Source organism: Streptomyces sp. NPDC056948 (assembly GCF_042674225.1).
Taxonomy (GTDB): domain Bacteria; phylum Actinomycetota; class Actinomycetes; order Streptomycetales; family Streptomycetaceae; genus Streptomyces; species Streptomyces purpurascens.
This window is the reverse complement of the sequence record NZ_JBHUQX010000079.1, coordinates 1-20173: the sequence shown is the minus strand read 5'-3', so window position 1 is coordinate 20173 and position 20173 is coordinate 1. Positions and strand designations below refer to the sequence as shown.

Genomic DNA, 20173 nt, shown 5'->3' with positions numbered 1-20173 from the left:
GGACCGTCCGCTCAGCTCTTCGTGCGGAACTTGTGGATCGCGATCGGAGCCATCACCGCCGTGATCGCCACCGACCAGCCGAGCGTCACCCACAGATCGTGCGCGACCGGCCCGCCGACCATCAGACCGCGCGCGGCGTCCGCCAGCGTGGACAGCGGGTTGTAGTCGGTGAAGGCCTGCAGCCAGCCCGGCATCGAGGTCGTCGGCGCGAAGATCGACGAGCCGAACTGCAGCGGGAACAGCACCAGGAAACCCATCGCCTGCACGGACTGCGCGTTCTTCATGATCACGCCCAGGGTGAGGAACACCCACATGATCGACGAGGCGAACGCGGTGGACAGCGCCACGGTCGCGAACAGACCCAGCCAGTTGGTGATCTCGAACCCGACCGCGACGGCGACGATCATCAGCACGGCGGTCGCGAACAGCATCCGCAGCAGCTCCACCGAGATCTTCGCGAAGAGCACCGAGCCCCGCCCGATCGGCAGGGACCGGAAGCGGTCCATGACACCGGAGTTGAAGTCCTGGCTGAAGCCGGTGCCGACGCCCTGGGACAGCGTCATGCTCATCATCGCGATCATGCCGGGGATCACGTACTGCACATACTGGTCCTGCCCGCCGCCCAGCGCCTGCCCGATCGAGCCGCCGAACACGAACACGAACAGCAGGGTGAAGATGACCGGCATCAGCAGCGCGTCGGCCATCGACTCCGGGTCCTTGCGGATCCACAGCAGATTGCGGCGTACCAGGGCCCCCGTGTGGCGCAGGTGCGCGCGCGGCGAGATCCGGGCGTCCGCCTCGCCTTCGTGGAGGGGTGCGGTGGCGGCGCTCATACGGCGACCTCCTGACGGTCGTCGGCGGGCACGGTGTCCTGCGGGGCACTGGCCCGGTGGCCGGTGAGGGACAGGAACACCTCGTCCAGGCTGGGCAGTTCGGTGGTGATGGCGGAGAGCGTGATGCCGCGCGAGGTGACCGCGCCGACCACGGCGGTCAGCTGCTCGTCGCTGAGGATCGGCACGAGGACGTCGCCCCGGTCGGTGTCCACGGTCGTGGTGGCGAGCCCGGTGATCCCCAGCTCGTCCAGCGCGGCGGCGAGCGGCCGCAGATGCTCCGGATCGGCCGGGCGTATCCGCAGCGCACGGCCGCCGACCTTCGCCTTCAGCTCCTCGATGGCACCGCCCGCGATGACCTGCCCGCGGTCCACGACCGTCAGCTCGGTGGCGAGCTGCTCGGCCTCCTCCATGTACTGGGTGGTGAGCAGCACGGTGACGCCGTCGCCGACCATGCGCTTGACCTCGTCCCACACCTCGTTGCGGGTGCGCGGGTCGAGCCCGGTGGTCGGCTCGTCCAGGAACAGCACGGCCGGCCGGCCGATCATCGACGCGGCCAGGTCCAGCCGCCGCCGCATGCCTCCGGAGTACGTCGCCGCGGCCCGCTTGGCGGCCTCGGTGAGCGAGAAGCGCTCCAGCAGTTCGTCGGCCCGGGCCCGGGCGTTCTTGCGCGGCAGATCGAGCAGCCGCCCGATCATGTACAGGTTCTCCCAGCCCGAGAGCTTCTCGTCCACCGAGGCGTACTGCCCGGTGAGCCCGATGACCCGGCGCAGTTGCCGGGGCTGCCGTACGACGTCGTAGCCGACGACCGTGGCCCGGCCCGTGTCGGGAGCGAGCAGCGTGGACAGGATCCGCACCAGGGTCGTCTTCCCGGCCCCGTTCGGGCCGAGCACCCCCATGACGGTGCCTTCCCGCACGTCCAGGTCGACCCCGTCCAGTGCCTTGGTCTCGCCGTAGTGCTTCACCAGCCCCCGCACGGTGACCGCGGCGCCGCCGGCTTGTGTGTCGATTCGCGTCATGAGACAGACGTTCTCAGGGCCCACCGACAAACCACCGACAAGCCACCGACAGACCGTGTCGGGGCCCCGGCACGGAAACGGCCCGCCGACTGGGGGAAGGTCGGCGGGCCGTCCGTGGTACCGCTGTGGCTCTAGTGGACGGAGTGCTCCTCCTGCGGGAACGTTCCGCCGACGACATCCTCGGCGAACGCCTTCACCGCGTTGCCCATGACCTCACGCAGGTCGGCGTACTGCTTCACGAACTTGGGGACGCGCCCGCCGGTCAGACCCAGCATGTCGGTCCACACCAGCACCTGCGCGTCGGTCTCGGGGCCGGCCCCGATCCCCACCGTCGGAATCTGCAGCACCCGTGTCACCTCGGCCGCCAGCTCCGCCGGGACCAGCTCCAGCACCACCGCGAACGCGCCCGCGTCCTGCACGGCCTTCGCGTCCCGCAGCAACTGCTGGGCCGCCTCCTCGCCCCGCCCCTGCACGCGGTAGCCCATCGCGTTGACGGACTGCGGGGTCAGGCCGATGTGCGCCATGACCGGGATGCCGGACTCGACGAGCAGCCGGATCTGCTCGTGCGACCGCTCGCCCCCTTCCAGCTTCACGGCCTGCACGCCCGCCTCCTTCACCAGCCGGGTCGCCGAGCGCAGCGCCTGCACCGGACCCTCCTGGTAGGAGCCGAAGGGCAGGTCGCCGACGATCAGGGCGCGCGAGGTGCCCCGTACGACCGCCGCCGACAGCATGGTCATCTCGTCGAGGGTGACGGGCACGGTCGACTCGTACCCCAGGTGGCAGTTGCCCGCCGAGTCGCCGACGAGCATGACCGGGATGCCGGCCTCGTCGAAGACGGACGCGGTCATCGCGTCGTAGGCGGTGAGCATGGGCCACTTCTCGCCCCGCTCCTTGGCGGCGGCGATGTCGCGCACGGTGATGCGGCGGGTGCCCTTGCCTCCGTACAGCGCCTTGCCGCCGTCGGAGGGCTTCGTCCGCTCGGTGTGGGCAGCCGAAAGCTGCGTCATTGCACGGCTCCTTACACGTCATCTCGAGGCGCCCTGACGGCGTCCCCGGACCACGTCCATGGTGGCACCTCGTGCCAGTCAGGGCTAGGGGAGCCCCTGTGAGTTCCGCCCGGCGGCCCGAAGCACAGGGTGCGTAAGAGCTCGGTAAAAGTATTCCAATACGAGACGGTCTCGTATCGAAATGGTTCTACGCTCGTCGGCATGACTACTCCTGCCGACCGCGCCGCCCCCACCGGCCCCCGGATACCGGAAGCGGTGCACCGGCGCCGCTGGGCGATCCTCGGTGTGCTGATGCTGAGCCTGCTGATCGTCGTCCTCGACAACTCGATCCTGAACGTCGCCATCAAGACGATCTCCACCCCGGCCCCGACCGGCCTGGGGGCCACGCAGAGCGAGCTGGAGTGGGCGATCAACGCCTACACCCTCGTCTTCGCGGGCCTGCTGTTCACCGCCGGACTGCTCGGCGACCGGCTGGGCCGCAAGAAGGTCCTGCTCGGCGGCCTCGCGGTGTTCGGCATCGGCTCCGCGCTCGCCGCGTTCTCCGGCTCGCCGGGGGAGCTGATCGCCTTCCGGTCCGTGATGGGCCTGGGTGCCGCGTTCGTCATGCCCGCCACCCTCGCCGTCCTCATGAACGTCTTCGAGCGCGAGGAGCAGCCGAAGGCCATCGGCATCTGGGCCGGCGGCGTCGGCCTCGCCATCGCCATCGGGCCCATCACCGGCGGCGTGCTCCTCGACCACTTCTGGTGGGGCTCGGTCTTCCTCATCAACGTGCCGATCGTGCTGCTCGCCCTCGCGCTGATGCTGTGGCTGGTGCCCGACTCCCGCGACCCGCACCCGGGCCGTATCGACCCCGTCGGCGTCGTGCTCTCCGTCGTCGGCCTGGTCCTCCTCGTCTACGGCATCATCAAGGGCGGCCAGCTCGCCGACTTCACCGACGCCACCGTGCTGTCGACGATCGGCGCCGGCCTCGCCGTCCTCGTCGCCTTCGTGGTGTTCGAGAAGCGCAGCGACCACCCCTCCATCGACGTCACGTACTTCAAGAACAAGGTCTTCTCGGCCGCCATCGCCGCCATCGCGCTGGTGTTCTTCGCCCTGATGGGCGTGACGTTCTTCTCGGTCTTCTACACGCAGAGCGTGCGCGGCTACTCGCCGCTGCAGACCGGCCTGCTGATGCTGCCGCTGGCCGCCGCCCAGATGATCTTCGCGCCGCGGGCCCGGCTGCTGGTCGACCGCTTCGGCAACAAGGCCACCACGACCGCCGGAATGCTGGTCATCGCCGCGACGCTGGCCGCCTTCGCCACCCTGGACGCGGACACGCCCATCTGGATCCTGGAAGTCATCTTCTTCCTCATGGGCACCGGCATGGCGCACATCATGACCCCGGTCAGCGTCGTCATCATGCAGGCCCTGCCCCGCGAGAAGGCCGGCTCGGCCTCCGCGCTCAGCAACACCTTCCGGCAGGTCGGCGGCGCCCTCGGCATCGCCGTCCTCGGCTCGGTGCTGTCCACGGCGTACCGCACCGGCATCGACGACAGGCTCGGCGTGCTGCCGCCCGCCGTACGCCATACCGCGGGCGAGTCCATCGAGGCCACGCTCGGCGTCGCGGCGAAGCTCGGCCCCGAGGGCAAGGCCCTCGTCACCCCCGCCTACGACGCGTTCCTGCACGCGATGCACATCACGGCCCTGTGGGGCGCGGGCGTCGCGCTGATCGGCACGGTCGTCGTGGCGCTGTTCCTGCCCGGGAAGCCCCCGGCACCCGAGCAGGGGGAGGAGGAGAAGGAGTTGTCGGACGCGCGGTCGTGACCCTGCGCGACAATGCATCTCACCAGCCAGCAAAGGACGGAGCGACGTGAGCCTCGCCGAACGGCACCCCCCGAACGACGGCCCCCCGAGGGGCCGCCCCAGAAGCGAGGCCGTCGAACGCGCCATCATCGAGGGAGTGATGAGGCTCCTGGAGGAGGGCGTGCCCCTCGCGGAGCTGTCCATCGAGCGCGTCGCGCGTACCGCCGGCGTCGGCAAGGCCACCATCTACCGCCGCTGGAGCGGCAAGGAGGAACTCTTCGTCGACGTCGTACGCGCCGCCGAACCCCCCGACCCGCCGCTCCCCGGCACCTCCATGCGCGACGACCTCGTGGTCCTGCTGGAGCAGGTGCGCAGGCGCGGCCTGGCCAACCGCTCGTCGGCGATCCTGCACAGCGTGCACGCCCAGATGAAGAGCAGCCCGAAGATCTGGGCGGCGTACCACTCCACCGTCATCGCCCCGCGCCGCAGGCTCGGCATGGAGGTGCTGCGCCGCGGCCAGGAGAACGGCGAGCTGCGCACGGACGTCGACCTCGACCTGCTCAACGACCTGTTCGTCGGCCCCCTGCTCCTGCGTGCCGTCCTGTACCCGGACGCCGAGCTGCCGGAGGGCCTCGCCGAACAGGTCGTCGACACGCTGCTCGAAGGGCTGCGTCCTGGCAGCTCACCCTCCGTCAGTTCGGTCTCGCGGCCGTCCTAGTGTGCGCGTTTCGTCACAGAGGGCGCTTTCACAGGCGGTGACCGGAACTCGCCGCGCTGACTCGTTCGTCCTCGCCCCCGTACGGCCGTCGAAGGACGGCGGGAACGGAACGGATCATCCCCTAGGGTCGTAATGACACGGGGGCGATGGTGTGCACGGCAGGCAGTGAGGCGACGGTATGGCGCAGCAGGCGTACATGACGGAGACGGACAACGGCGGCTCGGGGCCCGAGCGCCGGGGAAACCGGCTTCGCCGCCTGTTCGACCGTATGTCCGGCGGCCGGCGCGGCGACCCGAGGATGTGGCGGCGCGGTCTGTTCGTGGCCGCGGGCGCGGTGCTGCTGGCCGTAATCATGCTGGTGCACTCGCACATCCCCAACACCATCGGCAATCTGGGCAGCCTCATCGAGACGTTCCTGCCCTGGCTGGGGCTCCTCGTCCCGGTGCTGCTCGTGCTCGCCGTGGTCCGCAGGTCGGCGACCGCGCTGATCGCGCTGCTGCTGCCGTCGCTGGTCTGGCTGAACCTCTTCGGCGGCCAGCTCAGCGACAAGACCGTCACCGGCGGCGACCTCACCGTGGCCACGCACAACGTCAACGCCGACAACCCGGACCCGGCCGGCACCGCCCGTGACGTGGCCGCCTCCGGCGCCGACGTGCTGGCCCTGGAGGAGCTGACGGCGTCCGCGGTCCCGACGTACGAGAAGGCGCTGGCGTCGACCTACCGCTACCACTCGGTGGAGGGCACGGTCGGGGTGTGGAGCAAGTACCCGCTGACCGGTGTGCGGGCCGTCGACATCGACATGGGCTGGACCCGGGCGATGCGCGCCACCGTGACCTCCCCGGCCGGGCAGGTCGCGGTCTACGTCGCCCACCTGCCGTCGGTACGCGTCAAGGTGGAGGCCGGCTTCACGGCCCGGCAGCGCGACCGGAGCGCGGAGTTCCTGGGCGAGGCCATCTCGCACGAGCCGCTGAGGAACGTCGTGCTGCTCGGCGATCTGAACGGCACCATGAACGACCGGGCGCTCAACGCCGTCACCTCGCAGATGCGCTCCACGCAGGGCGCGGCCGGCAACGGCTTCGGGTTCAGCTGGCCGGCGTCGTTCCCGATGGCGCGCATCGACCAGATCATGGTCAGGGGCCTGAATCCGGAGAGCTCCTGGACCCTCCCGGAGACGGGCAGTGACCATCTGCCCATCGCCGCCCGTGTGAAGGTCGCCACAGACGGCTGAGTAGGGCCATAGGTGGAATAGCAGGCCTGAGAGACTTTGTTCCGTACTTGAACATACGAAAGTACGGATCCCCCAGCAAGACTCGAAAGGCTTCCTCATGCCCCTGGCCCTGCTCGCCCTCGCCGTGGGCGCCTTCGGCATCGGTACCACCGAGTTCGTGATGATGGGGCTGCTGCCCGATGTCGCGGACGACCTGCACATCTCGATACCCAGCGCCGGCCATCTGGTGTCGGCGTACGCGCTGGGCGTCGTCATCGGCGCCCCGTTGCTGGCCGCGGTCACCGCCCGGATGTCCCGCCGCACGGTCCTGATCAGCCTGATGGGACTGTTCGTCGCGGGCAACGCCCTGTCGGCCCTGGCGCCCGACAACGGCTGGCTGCTGGCGGCCCGCTTCCTGAGCGGCCTGCCGCACGGCGCCTTCTTCGGTGTGGGCGCCGTCGTCGCGACCAACATGGTCGCCCCGGAGCGCAAGGCGCGCTCGGTCTCCCTGATGTTCCTCGGCCTGACGGTCGCGAACGTCGCGGGCGTGCCCGTGGCGACCCTCATGGGCCAGAACCTCGGCTGGAGGGCGACCTTCCTCGGCGTCAGCGCCATCGGCCTGGCGGCGATCGCCGCGCTCGCGTTCCTGATCCCGCACGACCACGAGCACACCACCGCACAGGGCCTGCGCGGCGAACTCGCCGCCCTGCGTTCCCTCCCGGTCTGGCTGTCGCTCGGCACGACGGTCGCGGGCTTCGGCGCCCTCTTCTCGGCGTACAGCTACATCACGCCGATGCTCACGGACGCCGCCGGCTACGCCGGTGCCAGCGTGACCCTGCTGCTGGCGCTGTTCGGCGTCGGCGCGACCGCCGGCAACCTGCTGGGCGGCCGGCTGGCCGACCACTCCCTGCGGGGCACGCTGTTCGGCGGCCTGACGGCCCTCGTGGTGGTGCTGGCGCTCTTCCCGCTGCTGATGCGTACGGAGCTGACCGCGGCCGTGGCCGTGATCCTGCTCGGCATGGCGGCCTTCGCCACCGGCTCCCCGCTCCAGCTCATGGTCATGGAGAAGGCCTCCTCGGCCCCGTCCCTGGCCTCCTCCGCCAACCAGGCCGCCTTCAACCTGGCCAACGCGGGCGGCGCCTGGATCGGCGGCCTCGCCCTGGCCGCGGGCTTCGGGGTCACCTCCCCGGCCCTGGCCGGCGCGGCCCTGGCCGTTCTCGGCCTGGCCGTGGCGGCGCTGGCGTACACGGTGGACCGGCGCCGGGCGCCGGCCGCCGGACGCGAGCGGATCGTGGCGAGCCACGTCCCGCAGGAGGCGGAAACGGTGCACCACTGACGGCTGCCGGTACGCCGGCACTGTGACTCGGGCGGCAGTCCGTGGGTCGGTCCCACGGGCTGCCGCTCTGTTCATCGGGGGGTCTGGCGCCTCATCGGGGGGTCTGGCGCCGTGCCGCGACGACCGCCGAACTGGTGGGCGTGGTGAGGACTTCGGTGGCGTCGAGGTCCGGATGAGTGAGGTAGAACAGCCGCAGCTCGTCCACGTCGCCCTCGAACCTGGGTGGCCAGTCGGCCGACGGGGTGAAGTCGTCCAGGACGAGAATCCCGCCGGGAGCGAGCAACTCGACGACCCGCCCGGGATCGTCCCGCTTGCCCCCGCCGTCGCAGAAGAAGACGTCGAACGGTGCATGCCGCTCGAGCAGCCGCCAGTCCCCGGTCAGCACCCTCACTCGGTCGTCGCCCGCGAAGACACCGGCCGCTCGCCGGGCCAGCTCCTCGTCGCGCTCCACGGTGACGAGACGCGCATCGGCCCCAAGGCCGCTGTGCAGCCAGGCGGTTCCCACGCCCGAGCCGGTGCCGCTCTCGGCGACGACCCCGTGCGGCTTCGAGGCGGCGGCCATGCGGAGCAGCCTGCCCACCTCGGGGATGCAGCTCTTCTTGAACCCGGCCTCGACGGCGAGACGCTCCGCGGCCACGACACGGGACGGAACGGCACGCTGCTCTGCCATGATCAGGCCCCCCTCACAGTGGGCCAGACGCTACCTGACTGTCTGTCAGCGCACTGGCCAATTGATCGAATCCGCCGAACCGCCCGTCGAAGTCGTCGGAACTCGTCGGCGGATCCCCGGCCGGCCGACGGACGTAGGCGGTCCGCAGGCCCGCCGCCTGTGCTCCGCGCAGGTCCCAGGCGTGGGCGGCCACCATGAGGACGCGCTCCGGTGGGCATCCGGCGGTGTCGACGGCGAGCCGGTAGACCTCCGGTGCGGGTTTGTAGGCGTGGACGGCCTCGGCGGACAGGGCTTGATGCCAGCGCAGCCCGGCGTGGGCGTTGAGCCGCAGCAGGGCGGTGCGACTGGCGTTGGAGAGCCCGACCACGGGGAACCGCCGCGCGAGCCGCCCGAGACCGGCGACGGAGTCGCCCCACGGGGGCAGGCGCTGCCCCGCCGTGGCCAGCCGGTCGACGACCGCCGGATCGCCGATCCGGGCCTGCTCGGCCACGAGCCGGGCGGCCTCCGCGTCGATGACCTCGGTGTTGACGTATGGGCGTTGCCCTTGCTGGATGCTCTGCTGCTCGCGCTCGCAGTGCTGTTGCCACGAGGTGACCCATGCGTCGACAGCCGCCTCGTCGGACGCGGGAGTCGCTTCGCGAATCGCCGCTCGAAGCCCGCTGGACTCATCGACGAGCGTTCCGAGGACGTCGAAGACGACGACCTCGATGCCGTGGATCTCGGCCACACGTCCTCCCGGTCGTGTCGATGTCACCACTCAAGGGGGTGACGATATTGTCACCGGTCCCGTCACCGGTCAAGATGGTGACGTGTCTTTCACCTTTGTGAGCGGCGACCCGGCCCTCGACCTGACCGGCACCGTGCTGAGCCGCCGGGACCAGCCTGTCGACCTCCTGACCGCGCCCGTGGATCTCGAGCGGTGGGTGGCCGCGTGTGACGGGCTTCCCGACCGGGTGACCGCCGACGGGCAGACCTTCGAGTCGGCGCTGTCCCTGCGAGAAGCGCTCTACCGACTGGCCCTCGACCGCGTGCTCGAGCGCCCCTTCGACCCGGGCAGTCTCGACCTCGTCAACGGCACGGCTGCCGGGCCGCCGTGCACGTTCGAGCTCAGAGACACGGGCCTGCACGCCTCGGGGGACCTCCCTGCGGTCCTGTCCCAACTGGCCCGAAGCGGTATCACCTTGCTGGCCGACCCCCACGCCTGCCTCAAGGAGTGCGGCCGCCCTGCCTGCACCCGCATCTATCTCGACCGCTCACGGGGTGCGCGGCGCGCGTGGTGCGGGATGGAGGAGTGCGGGAACCGGGTCAAGGCAGCGGCCTATCGGGCGCGGAGACGGGGCTCCGGGTAGGGCCAACCCGAAGGCGGATTCGGGGGACAGCCCCGGTGATCTCGGGCTCGAAGGACGGTGAGATCTCCTCATCACCGCGTACCGAGGAGATCCCTGATGCATTCAGCGAGGCCACGACCGTGGAAGACGACGGGACGACGAGGCGTGCTCGCCGCCACCGCGGCGGCGCTCACCGCGCTCGTCGTCTCGGCAGCAGGCGTGGCGGCCGTCGGACACGAGGACGCACGGCAGCAGCCCCGCGCCGCCGAAGGCCCGGTGTGGACCGGGGCGTGGGGCGCGGCCGTGCAGCGGCCCGTCGAGGGCAGCGAGGACTGGGGGGCCAACTGGTCTCGGGAGGGATTCGCCGACCAGTCCGTGCGCCAAGTGGTCCGCGTCGCGACCGGCGGCTCGACGTTGAGGATCCGGCTGTCCAACGCGTACGGCACCACGCCGCTGCGGATCACCGCCGCGACCGTCGGCCGGTCCGCCGGCGACGCCCAGGTCTGGCCCGGCACCACACGCTCGCTCACCTTCGGCGGCAGCCAGGGCACCACCATCGCCGCAGGGCAGGACCTCGTCAGCGATGCCGAGGCGCTGCGCACCTCCCCGCTGGAAAAGCTGTCCGTCACCCTGTACTTCGCCGACCGCACCGGCCCGGCCACCTTCCACCGGTTCACCACCGCCACCTCGTACCGTGCCTCGGGACGCCGGCCGGCCGACTCCGGCGGCGACGTCTTCAAGGAGTCCACGAACGCCTGGTACTTCCTGAGCGGCGTGGAGGTGTCCGGCGCGGCCTCCCCGCGGCGCGGCACCGTGGTCGCCTTCGGCGACTCGCTCATCGACGGGACAGGCGCCACCCCCGGCGCCGACAACCGCTTCACGGACAAGCTTGCCGAACGCCTCGTCGCCGCCCGGCGCCCGCTGGACGTCGTCAACGCCGGCATCGGCGGAAACCGGATCCTCAACGACTCCCCCTGCTACGGGGACAAGGCCACCGCCCGCTTCCGGCGCGACGTGCTCGAGCGTCCCGGCGTGCGCACGGTGATCGTCCACCTGGGCGCCAACGACATCGGTGCCCCCGCGATGGGCGACCCCTGCATGGGCTCGGCACCCCAGGTGACCGCACGCCAGATCATCGACGCCCACAAAGAGCTGATCAGCGCCGCCCACGCACGCGGCGTGAGGGCCGTCGGCGCGACCATCCTGCCCATGAAGGGCGCCCTCTTCCCGGTGTACACCGAGCGGGGCGAGAAGGTCCGTACCGCGGTCAACCGCTGGATGCGCACCAGCGGCGCGTACGACGCCGTCCTCGACGTCGACCGCGCCCTCGCGGACCCCGCCGAACCGGCCCTGCCGCGCCCCGGCTACGTCTTCCGGGACGGCCTGCACCCGAACGAAGCCGGGTTCCACGCCATCGCCGCCGCGGTAGACCTCGACGCCCTCTGAGACCCTCCCGTCAGACCGACTCCCGCCACCCGTTGGTGATCGGCAGCCGTCGGTCCTTCCCGAAGCCCTTCGCCGAGATCTTCGTGCCCGGCGGGTACTGGCGCCGCTTGTACTCCGCCGTGTCGACCATGCGCAGTGTCTTCGTGACCAGCTCCCGGTCGAAGCCGGCCGCCACGATCTCGTCGGCGCCCTTGTCGTGGTCGACGTACAGGTCGAGGATCGCGTCCAGCACCGGGTAGTCGGGGAGCGAGTCCGTGTCGACCTGGCCCGGCCGGAGTTCCGCGCTCGGGGGCTTGGTGATGGAGTTCTCGGGGATCGGCGGGGTCTGGCCGCGCTCCCGGGCGGCCCTGTTGCGCCACTCGGCCAGGCGGAAGACCGACGTCTTGTACACGTCCTTGATGGGGCCGTACGCCCCGACGGAGTCGCCGTAGAGCGTCGAGTAGCCGACCGCCAGTTCCGACTTGTTGCCGGGGGCCAGGACGATGTGGCCCTCCTGGTTGGAGATGGCCATGAGGAGCGTGCCGCGCAGGCGCGACTGGAGGTTCTCCTCCGCCAGGCCCGTCAGGCCCAGCGAACCCATGTACGCGTCGAACATCGGCTCGATGGCCACGGTCCGGTAGTTCAGGCCCGTGCGGTGGGCCATCTCCGCCGCGTCGTCCTTCGAGTGGTCCGAGGAGTACTTCGACGGCATCGACACGCCGTACACGTTCTGCGCGCCCACCGCGTCGCACGCGATCGCCGCGACCAGCGCCGAGTCGATGCCGCCCGACATGCCGATCAGGACCGACTTGAAGCCGTTCTTCGCGACGTACGCCCGCAGGCCCACGACCAGCGCCGAGTAGACCTCCTCGTCGTCGTCGAGGCGGTCCGCGTAGCCACCGGAGAGTTCCCGCTCGTAGGGAGCCAGGGGCTCCTCCGACAGGACCACCCGGTCGATGCGGAGGCCGTCGTCGATGACACCTGTGGGCGCGTCCGCCGACGCCGCCGGCAGGTCCAGGTCCAGGACCACGCAGCCCTCGGCGAACTGCGGCGCCCGCGCCACGACCTCGCCGTCCTTGTCCACGACGATCGAGTCACCGTCGAACACCAGCTCGTCCTGGCCGCCGATCATGGCCAGGTACGCGGTCGTGCAGCCGGCCTCCTGGGCCCGCTTGCGGACCAGGTCCAGGCGCGTGTCGTCCTTGTTGCGCTCGTAGGGGGACGCGTTGATCGAGACCAGCAGGCCCGCCCGCGCCGAACGCGCCGCCGGGACCCGGCCGCCGTCCTGCCAGAGGTCCTCGCAGATGGCCAGGGCGACATCCACGCCATGTACGCGCAGGACCGGCATGCTGTCGCCGGGCACGAAGTAGCGGAACTCGTCGAAGACGCCGTAGTTCGGCAGGTGGTGCTTGGCGTAGTTCAGGACCACCTCGCCGCCGTACAGCACCGCCCCCGCGTTCTGCGGCGCTCCGGCCGGCTGGCCGTACTTCGGCTGGGCGGTCGCGCTGCGGTCGAGATAGCCGACGATCACCGGCAGCTCGCCGAAGCCCTCCTCGGCCAGGCGGGTGGCCAGAGCGCCGAGCGCCGCCCGGGAGGCCTCCACGAAGGACGACCTGAGAGCCAGGTCCTCGACGGGATACCCGGTCAGCACCATCTCGGGGAACGCCACGAGATGCGCTCCCTGCTCGGCGGAGTGCCGGGTCCAGCGGACGATCGACTCGGCGTTCCCGGCGAGGTCGCCGACGCTCGAATCGATCTGGTTCAGGGCGAGACGTAGTTGAGGCACGCGCCCAGTGTAATCGTCAGAGCGACACAATGGGGTGGCCTGGGTCACCCCAGGCCACCCCTTTCCCTTGCGGTGCTCAGCGGCGCCGGTACGACTCGACGTAGCCGTTCGCGGGCGTGCCCACGCCGGTGACGTCGTCGTAGCCCTTCACGGCCGCGAGCGAGCTGTCCTTGCCCAGGCCGCGCACGGACGTGGCCAGACCGTCCGCGGTGTCGTAGCCGTTCACGAAGTCGACGCGGGCCACGGCGAGGCCGGAGCCCGTCGGGTTGTCGGTGACGTCGTGGTAGGCCTTCGAGCCGGCCTTGGCGTAGATCGCCGGGTTGGCGAAGCCGATCGGCCGGCCGCCCCGGGCCTCCTGGGCCAGGGCCTGGATGGCCGCGATCGTCGGTGCGGCGAGCGAGGTGCCGCCGATGCGGTACTCGCTGTACGCCTGCGATTTCCCGTCCGGCTGGGTCTGCGTCTGGCCGACCAGGAAGCCGGTGTTCGGGTCGGCGATCGCCGCGATGTCCGGGACGACACGGTTGCCGGCCGCGCCGTTGGCCTTCGCCAGCGCGTCCGGTACGACGCCCTGCTGATAGCCCGGCTCCGCCACCGTCCTGCTGGTGCCGCCGCCCGCGCCGGAGGTGAAGGCGCCGGGGAAGTCCGTCCAGCTCTTGCCGTCGGCCGACAGATTGGCTTTCTCGGTGCCCCAGCCGGTCTCCCAGAGGTACTGGTCGCCCTTGCCGACGGCCAGCGAGGTGCCGCCGACGGCGGTGACCCACGCCGAGTTGGCCGGGGAGTCGACCTGCTTCGTCCCGGAGCTCGCGACCTCGTCGCCGTCGTCGCCGGAGGAGAAGTAGAAGCCGATGCCCTCGACCGCGCCGAGCTGGAAGACCTGGTCGTAGGCCGCCGCGAGGTCGGGCGTCTGCGCGGCCTCGACCTCGCCCCAGGAGTTGGACACGATGTCGGCCAGGTGGTTGTCGACGACCTTGCCGAGCGCGTCGAGCAGGTCGGCGTCGGTGCAGGACGCGGCGCCCACGTAGGTGACGTCGGATGCCGGCGCGACCGCGTGCACGGCCTCGACGTCCAGGGTCTCCTCGCCGTACCAGCCGGAGGCCGAGCAGTCCTTGGTGTTCGTGTACTTCTTGGGCAGCACCTGGTGCAGCTGTCCGGTCTTCCACGCCGCGTCGCCGTTGCGCTTGGCGTAGGTGCCGGCGTCGTAGGCGATGGTCGGCGAGGCGTACGCGTCCGTGATGGCGACCCGGACGCCCTTGCCGGTGCGCGTGCCCGCGCCGTAGGCGGCCCGGAGCTGCTTGCCCGTGTAGCCCTTGACGGCGTACGGGATCTTCGTGCCGTAGGCGTCCGGCAGCGTGCTCGCGGTCTTGGAGCCGTAGTACGAGGAGAACGGCCCGGCGTTGCGGAACACGGTGTCCGGCGGCGGCAACTGGTCGTCGTGCGTGACCATGTGGGGCGCGTTGTCCAGGCCGGTGACGGTCAGCACGGCGTCGGCCAGGCTCGCCGGGACGGAGGCGGTGCTCGCCGGGGCCCGGTAGGTCTTCGCGCCCTTGGCGAAGTTGTGAAGCTGGGCGCCGAACGCCTTCTCGGCGGCGGCCACGTCACCCGTCACGGAGACGTAGTGCCGCGTGACCCCCGTGACCTTCAGGCCGGCGGCCGTCAGCCAGGACTTCACGGCCGCCACCTGGGCCTTGGTCGCGCCGAAGCGGGCCTGTGCCTTCTTGGCGGTCAGGTACTTGCCGTACGAGGCCGACGCCGGGTCGGACACGGCCTTCGCGTAGGCGGCGAGGCCGGTGGCGTCGCGGCCCCGGAGATATACGCGGGCGGCCATCTGAGTGCCGTCGGAGGTGGCGCCCTTGTCGGCCTTGGCCGTGGCCCACGCGGGCCGGGTCCCGGCCAGCAGGTCGCGGAGCGGGTGGTCGGCGGCGTGCGCCGCGGGTATGCCGAGCGCCAGCGCACCGGCGAGCATCGGCAGTGTCGCCGCGATGCTCACTCCGGCGCGCACCTTGGCGCGGTTGGATCTCATGGAACCCCCTGTGCGGTTCGTCGCGAGTGGATCACTCGACGGTCGCCACTCTGGCGACGAACCGTTCATGTCAGGGGAATGCGAAACCCAAGAAGCGCCCTGCGCAGGCCAAGAAGTGCCCAAGGCGCCGCAAGGCAGGGCGATTTGAGGCTTACGCCCCAAGGGGGCCTTGCGCTAGGAGCGCGGCGCGGCGCCCCGTTCCTTCAGCAGGTCCGCCATCAGGCCGATCTCCGACTGCTGCGCTTCCACCATGCCCTGGGCGAGCCGCTTCTCCACCCCGACCGCGCACTTCTCCACACAGCCCTCGGCCATGTGGACGCCGCCCTTGTGATGGTCCGTCATGAGCTGGAGGTAGAAGATCTCCGCCTGCTTGCCGTTCAGCGTGCCGAGCTTCTTCAGCTCGGTGTTGGTGGCCATGCCGGGCATCAGCGCGCCGTCCTTGCCGGAGGCCATGCCTCCCATGTCCATCCAGGCCATCGGTTCGGAGGACACCTTGGGCAGCCCCCACAGATCGAGCCAGCCGATCATCATGCCGCGCTGGTTGGCCTGGGTCTGCGCGATGTCGTAGGCGAGGCGCCGCACGTCCTCGTCCTCGGTGCGGTCGCGCACGATGTACGACATCTCCACGGCCTGCTGGTGGTGCACCGCCATGTCCCGCGCGAACCCGGCGTCCGCGGACTCGGCGGAGGGGGTCCGGCTGCTGCCGTCGTCCCCGGCGACGGCGTAGGTGATCGCCCCGGCCGCGACGAGCGCCGTCGCGGCGGCCCCGGCGATCAGACCGACGTGCCTCACTGCGACAGCCCGTTCGTGCAGGCGGCCCCCGGCTCGGGCGTCTGCTCGCCCTGGACGAACTTCTCGAAGAACTTGTCGACGTTCGGGTCGCTCGCGCCCGTCACCGTGCGCTGGTGGCCCCACGCCGAGAGCATGATCGGGTCCTTCTGGTCGTCCATCGGGCTCATCAGCGTGTACGGCGTCTTCTTCACCTTCGCCGCGAGCGCGTCGATGTCGGCCTTCTTGGCGTCGGCGTTGTACGTCACCCACACCGCGCCGTGCTCCAGCGAATGCACGGCGTTGGTGTTGTCGAGTTCCTTGGTGTAGACGTCCCCGTTGCAGTTCATCCAGGCCTGGTTGTGGTCGCCGCCGACCGGCGGCTCGGAGGCGTACTTCACGGCCTTGGCGACGTGGGTGCGGGACAGCTTCCCCTGCCAGGTCTTCACGCCGTCCTTGCCCGTGACGAACTTCCCCTTGCCCGAGGTGTCGCTCGCGGCGGCGGTGTCACTGCCGCCGTCGTCGGACTGCGACCGCACGAGCACGACACCGCCGCCGACGAGACCGCACACGACCACCACGCTGGCCGCGATGACGAGGATCCGGTTGCGGCGCTCACGGGACTGCTCGGCGCGCCGCATCTCCTCTATCCGCGCTTTGCGTCCGGTGCTGCTCTTGTTGGCGGAGCCCATGAGGTGTCCTTCGTGGGAAAGGTGGGACGGTCGGGTGGGCTGATCGTAATGGGGGGAGCAGGGCGCCTCGTAGAGCGGCAGCGGGAATGGGCTGAATCGATACGGCACCGACAGGTGCCCGACAGCTTCGGGTCCGTTCTCCGGCCTGCCGTTCCGTCCTGCCGTTCTGTGACCCGACGGAAAATTTGAACCGCAGATTCCCATTACCTACGCTGCGTGCATGCGGCTGCTGCGTTCCACCGACCTCGCCCTGCGGGTCCTCATGCGGCTCGCCGTCGCGGGCGAGTCGAGTCCGACGACCCGGGAGGTCGCGGACGGCATGGACGTGCCGTACACACACCTGGCGAAAGTCGTCGCCGAGCTCCAGCACATGGGGCTGCTCGAGGCCCGCCGCGGCCGCGGCGGCGGCCTCACCCTGACGGAGCAGGGCCGTACGGCGTCCGTGGGCGCCCTGGTGCGCGCCTTCGAGGGCGACGGCGACGTCGTCGACTGCGAGGGCGCCACCCCCTGCCCCCTGAACTCCGCCTGCCGGCTGCGCGGCGCCCTGCGCCGGGCCCAGGAGGCGTTCTTCACCTCACTGGACCCGGTCACGGTCCGGGACATCGTGGCGGAGCCGACCGCGGCGCTGCTGCTGGGGATCTCGCGAGGAAGCGAGCGCCCCGACTGAGCGCCTGCGCCCCTACGGCTACCGCCCTGCCAGCCACAGGTCCGGCCCGAACACCTCGTAGTGGATGTCGGCCGGGGCCACGCCCTTCGCGATCAGCTGGGCGCGTACCGCCCGCATGAACGGCAGCGGCCCGCACAGGTACGCGCGCGTACCCGGCGCGACCGGGACGCCGGCGAGGTCGACCAGCCCGGAGTGGGTGCCCGCAGGGGCGTCCTGCTCATACCAGAGGTGGACGGCCGACTCCGGAAGCTTGTCCGCGTAGGCCTCGTGGTCGGTGCGCAGGGCGTGGGTGGCGGGTGAGCGGTCGCCGTGTACGACGGTGACCGGGGCGCGGTGATCCGAGCCGGCGAGGTGCGCCAGCATCGCGGTCATGGGGGTCACGCCGATGCCCGCCGAGGCCAGCAGCAGCGGTGTGTCGGGGCCGGCGTCCAGGACCAGGTCGCCGTAGGGCTCCGACAGCTCGAGGACGTCGCCCTCCCGCACGCGCGCGTGGAGGTGGTTCGAGACCTCGCCGTCGGGAGCGTCGTCCCCCTGCACGCGCTTCACGCTGATCTGCCGGAGCAGCGGTCCCGGCGCACCGGAGAGGCTGTACTGCCGTATCTGCCGGGCGCCGTCCGGAAGGGCGACGCGGACGGAGACGTACTGGCCCGCGAGGAAGTCGCGCACCGGGCCGCCGTCGGCGGGCCGCAGCCGGAACGTGGCGACGTCGTCGGTCTCGGTGACGCGCTCGACGACTTCCCAGGTCCGCCAGTCGGGCCCGCCGCTCTCCTCGCGCAGCCGCTTCTCGACGGCGATCAGGGCGTTCGCCATCAGCCAGTAGACCTCGTCCCAGGCGGCGGCGACCTCGGGCGTCACGGCGTCGCCGAGCACCTCGGCGATGGCGGCGAACAGGTGCTCGTGGACGAGGTCGTACTGCTCGGGCGTGACGCCGAGCGAGGCGTGTTTGTGGGCGATGCGCTGCAGCATCGCGTCCGGCCGCTGCTCCGGACGGTCCAGCAGATGCGTCGCGAAGGCGGCGACGGAGCCTGCGAGCGCCTGCCGCTGGGTGCCGGCGGCCTGGTTGCCCCGGTTGAACAGGTCCCGCAGCAGCTCGGGGCGGGCCGCGAACAGGCCGGCGTAGAAGCGCTCGGTGATCGCGCCGAGGGCTCCGCCGACGGCGGGGAGTGTGGCGCGGACGGTGGCGGCGGACTGCTCGGACAGCATCGGGGCTCCTCGGTGCTCGACTGGGAGCACGGTATTTAAAGTTGCATCTGAGATGCAAATTAAGCGGGTGGAGCAGCGAAGCGGACCGGCCGTTACGGATGTCGCCGTCAGCAGGCACTATGGGCGGAAGAGCAGTTCACCTGCCGTACGTGAGGCGTTCGGCCCCGGGCCGGCCGGGCGATCATGGTGCGCAACGCGTACGAAATGGTGGTGTGGTGGGATGCTCAGGTGCCCGACCGCCTCCCGTGGTACGGAAGAGAAGGCGGCCTGACCAGCAAGGATGGGGAAGCGGAAGATGGACAAGCAGCAGGAGTTCGTGCTCCGGACCTTGGAGGAGCGCGACATCCGGTTCGTACGGCTGTGGTTCACGGACGTGCTGGGCTTCCTCAAGTCCGTCGCCGTGGCCCCGGCCGAGCTGGAACAGGCCTTCGACGAGGGCATCGGCTTCGACGGCTCCGCGATCGAGGGCTTCGCCCGGGTCTACGAGTCCGACATGATCGCCAAGCCGGACCCGTCGACCTTCCAGATCCTGCCCTGGCGTGCGGAGGCCCCGGGCACGGCCCGCATGTTCTGCGACATCCTCATGCCGGACGGCTCCCCGTCCTTCGCCGACCCGCGCTACGTCCTCAAGCGCGCCCTGGCCCGGACCTCCGACCTGGGCTTCACGTTCTACACCCACCCGGAGATCGAGTTCTTCCTGCTGAAGGACCGGCCGCTGGACGGCAGCCGTCCGACGCCCGCCGACAACTCCGGCTACTTCGACCACACCCCGACCAACGTCGGCATGGACTTCCGCCGCCAGGCGATCACCATGCTGGAGTCGATGGGCATCTCGGTCGAGTTCTCCCACCACGAGGGCGCCCCGGGCCAGCAGGAGATCGACCTGCGGTACGCCGACGCGCTCTCCACGGCCGACAACATCATGACGTTCCGCCTGGTCATGAAGCAGGTGGCGCTGGAGCAGGGCGTCCAGGCGACGTTCATGCCGAAGCCGTTCTCCGAGCACCCGGGCAGCGGCATGCACACGCACCTGTCGCTCTTCGAGGGCGACCGCAACGCCTTCTACGAGTCGGGCTCGGAGTACCAGCTCTCGAAGGTGGGCCGCTCCTTCATCGCGGGCCTGCTGCGGCACGCGGCGGAGATCTCCGCGGTCACCAACCAGTGGGTCAACTCCTACAAGCGCATCTGGGGCGGCGCGGAGCGCACGGCGGGCGCGGGCGGCGAGGCCCCGTCGTACATCTGCTGGGGCCACAACAACCGCTCGGCGCTGGTCCGCGTCCCGATGTACAAGCCCGGCAAGACGGGCTCGGCGCGGGTGGAGGTCCGCTCCCTGGACTCGGGCGCGAACCCCTACCTGGCCTACGCGCTCCTCCTCGCCGCCGGTCTCAAGGGCATCGAGGAGGGCTACGAGCTCCCGCCGGGCGCCGAGGACGACGTCTGGGCCCTCTCCGACGCCGAGCGCCGCGCGATGGGCATCGAACCGCTCCCGCAGAACCTCGGCGAGGCCCTGACCCTGATGGAACGCAGCGACCTGGTCGCCGAGACCCTCGGCGAGCACGTCTTCGACTTCTTCCTGCGCAACAAGCGGCAGGAGTGGGAGGAGTACCGCTCGGAGGTCACGGCGTTCGAGCTGCGGAAGAACCTTCCGGCGCTGTAGGGGCAGGTCGGCGCGGGCTTTCCCGCTGATACGGCAGACGGGGCCGACGGTCGTGGAC

Annotated in this window: 18 protein-coding genes; 8 read left to right on the top strand and 10 right to left on the bottom strand. The window is 70.8% G+C overall.

What is annotated here, in order from left to right; all coding sequences use genetic code 11:
- Nucleotides 1-11: 11 nt before the first annotated feature.
- The 3 genes from ACFTZL_RS13150 to panB form a co-directional block, all read right to left on the bottom strand.
- Nucleotides 12-833, bottom strand: a complete 822-nt coding sequence (locus ACFTZL_RS13150) for an ABC transporter permease (RefSeq protein WP_382499436.1) — start codon at nucleotides 831-833, stop codon at nucleotides 12-14.
- Nucleotides 830-1849 carry an ATP-binding cassette domain-containing protein gene (locus ACFTZL_RS13145; protein ID WP_382581068.1) on the bottom strand — a complete coding sequence of 340 codons (1020 nt, stop codon included), beginning with the start codon at nucleotides 1847-1849 and terminating at the stop codon, nucleotides 830-832. Before ACFTZL_RS13145 ends, ACFTZL_RS13150 begins: the two co-directional genes overlap by 4 nt.
- 131 nt (nucleotides 1850-1980) lie before the next feature.
- Nucleotides 1981-2856 (bottom strand): 3-methyl-2-oxobutanoate hydroxymethyltransferase, encoded by an 876-nt coding sequence (gene panB / locus ACFTZL_RS13140; RefSeq protein ID WP_382581066.1) that lies wholly within the window; start codon nucleotides 2854-2856, stop codon nucleotides 1981-1983.
- A 201-nt stretch (nucleotides 2857-3057) separates the two neighbouring features.
- On the opposite strand from panB, the gene ACFTZL_RS13135 reads away from it, so the two are divergent.
- From ACFTZL_RS13135 to ACFTZL_RS13120, 4 genes are all read left to right on the top strand, one after another.
- The gene (locus ACFTZL_RS13135; RefSeq protein WP_382581064.1) at nucleotides 3058-4659 is read left to right on the top strand and encodes an MFS transporter; all 1602 of its coding nucleotides are present in this window, start codon (nucleotides 3058-3060) and stop codon (nucleotides 4657-4659) included.
- Between the two features lie 46 nt (nucleotides 4660-4705).
- Nucleotides 4706-5356, top strand: a complete 651-nt coding sequence (locus tag ACFTZL_RS13130; RefSeq protein WP_382581062.1) for a TetR/AcrR family transcriptional regulator — start codon at nucleotides 4706-4708, stop codon at nucleotides 5354-5356.
- A gap of 268 nt (nucleotides 5357-5624) precedes the next feature.
- On the top strand, nucleotides 5625-6584 hold the full coding sequence (locus tag ACFTZL_RS13125; protein WP_382581082.1) for an endonuclease/exonuclease/phosphatase family protein: 960 nt from the start codon (nucleotides 5625-5627) through the stop codon (nucleotides 6582-6584).
- Nucleotides 6585-6681: 97 nt separating this feature from the next.
- The gene (locus ACFTZL_RS13120; protein ID WP_382581060.1) at nucleotides 6682-7899 is read left to right on the top strand and encodes an MFS transporter; all 1218 of its coding nucleotides are present in this window, start codon (nucleotides 6682-6684) and stop codon (nucleotides 7897-7899) included.
- Between the two features lie 91 nt (nucleotides 7900-7990).
- Here ACFTZL_RS13120 and ACFTZL_RS13115 read toward each other — a convergent pair whose 3' ends face one another.
- Together ACFTZL_RS13115 and ACFTZL_RS13110 are read right to left on the bottom strand one after the other, a co-directional pair.
- A complete protein-coding gene (locus ACFTZL_RS13115; protein WP_382581058.1) occupies nucleotides 7991-8569 on the bottom strand; it encodes an O-methyltransferase in 579 nt (192 codons plus the stop codon).
- Nucleotides 8570-8582: 13 nt separating this feature from the next.
- Nucleotides 8583-9296, bottom strand: coding sequence for a haloacid dehalogenase type II (locus ACFTZL_RS13110; RefSeq protein ID WP_382581056.1), 714 nt, complete (start codon nucleotides 9294-9296; stop codon nucleotides 8583-8585).
- Nucleotides 9297-9378: 82 nt separating this feature from the next.
- On the opposite strand from ACFTZL_RS13110, the gene ACFTZL_RS13105 reads away from it, so the two are divergent.
- Complete coding sequence (locus ACFTZL_RS13105) at nucleotides 9379-9918, top strand: CGNR zinc finger domain-containing protein (protein ID WP_382581054.1); 540 nt, start codon at nucleotides 9379-9381, stop codon at nucleotides 9916-9918.
- A 144-nt stretch (nucleotides 9919-10062) separates the two neighbouring features.
- Nucleotides 10063-11343 (top strand): SGNH/GDSL hydrolase family protein, encoded by a 1281-nt coding sequence (locus ACFTZL_RS13100; protein ID WP_382581052.1) that lies wholly within the window; start codon nucleotides 10063-10065, stop codon nucleotides 11341-11343.
- A gap of 10 nt (nucleotides 11344-11353) precedes the next feature.
- Here the strand turns inward: ACFTZL_RS13100 and ACFTZL_RS13095 are convergent, their stop codons facing one another.
- From ACFTZL_RS13095 to ACFTZL_RS13080, 4 genes are all read right to left on the bottom strand, one after another.
- Complete coding sequence (locus tag ACFTZL_RS13095; RefSeq protein WP_382581050.1) at nucleotides 11354-13108, bottom strand: NAD+ synthase; 1755 nt, start codon at nucleotides 13106-13108, stop codon at nucleotides 11354-11356.
- A gap of 76 nt (nucleotides 13109-13184) precedes the next feature.
- Nucleotides 13185-15128, bottom strand: a complete 1944-nt coding sequence (locus ACFTZL_RS13090) for a protease pro-enzyme activation domain-containing protein (protein WP_382581048.1) — start codon at nucleotides 15126-15128, stop codon at nucleotides 13185-13187.
- A 174-nt stretch (nucleotides 15129-15302) separates the two neighbouring features.
- Nucleotides 15303-15920, bottom strand: a complete 618-nt coding sequence (locus ACFTZL_RS13085) for a DUF305 domain-containing protein (RefSeq protein WP_382581046.1) — start codon at nucleotides 15918-15920, stop codon at nucleotides 15303-15305.
- Nucleotides 15917-16588, bottom strand: a complete 672-nt coding sequence (locus ACFTZL_RS13080; protein WP_382581044.1) for a DUF3105 domain-containing protein — start codon at nucleotides 16586-16588, stop codon at nucleotides 15917-15919. Before ACFTZL_RS13080 ends, ACFTZL_RS13085 begins: the two co-directional genes overlap by 4 nt.
- 220 nt (nucleotides 16589-16808) lie before the next feature.
- On the opposite strand from ACFTZL_RS13080, the gene ACFTZL_RS13075 reads away from it, so the two are divergent.
- The gene (locus tag ACFTZL_RS13075) at nucleotides 16809-17255 is read left to right on the top strand and encodes an RrF2 family transcriptional regulator (protein WP_382581042.1); all 447 of its coding nucleotides are present in this window, start codon (nucleotides 16809-16811) and stop codon (nucleotides 17253-17255) included.
- 18 nt (nucleotides 17256-17273) lie between these two features.
- Here ACFTZL_RS13075 and ACFTZL_RS13070 read toward each other — a convergent pair whose 3' ends face one another.
- Nucleotides 17274-18458 carry a globin domain-containing protein gene (locus ACFTZL_RS13070; RefSeq protein WP_382581040.1) on the bottom strand — a complete coding sequence of 395 codons (1185 nt, stop codon included), beginning with the start codon at nucleotides 18456-18458 and terminating at the stop codon, nucleotides 17274-17276.
- Between the two features lie 295 nt (nucleotides 18459-18753).
- Between ACFTZL_RS13070 and glnA the strand changes: the two genes are divergently transcribed.
- A complete protein-coding gene (gene glnA, locus ACFTZL_RS13065; protein WP_184596240.1) occupies nucleotides 18754-20115 on the top strand; it encodes a type I glutamate--ammonia ligase in 1362 nt (453 codons plus the stop codon).
- The last annotated feature ends 58 nt before the right edge of the window (nucleotides 20116-20173 follow it).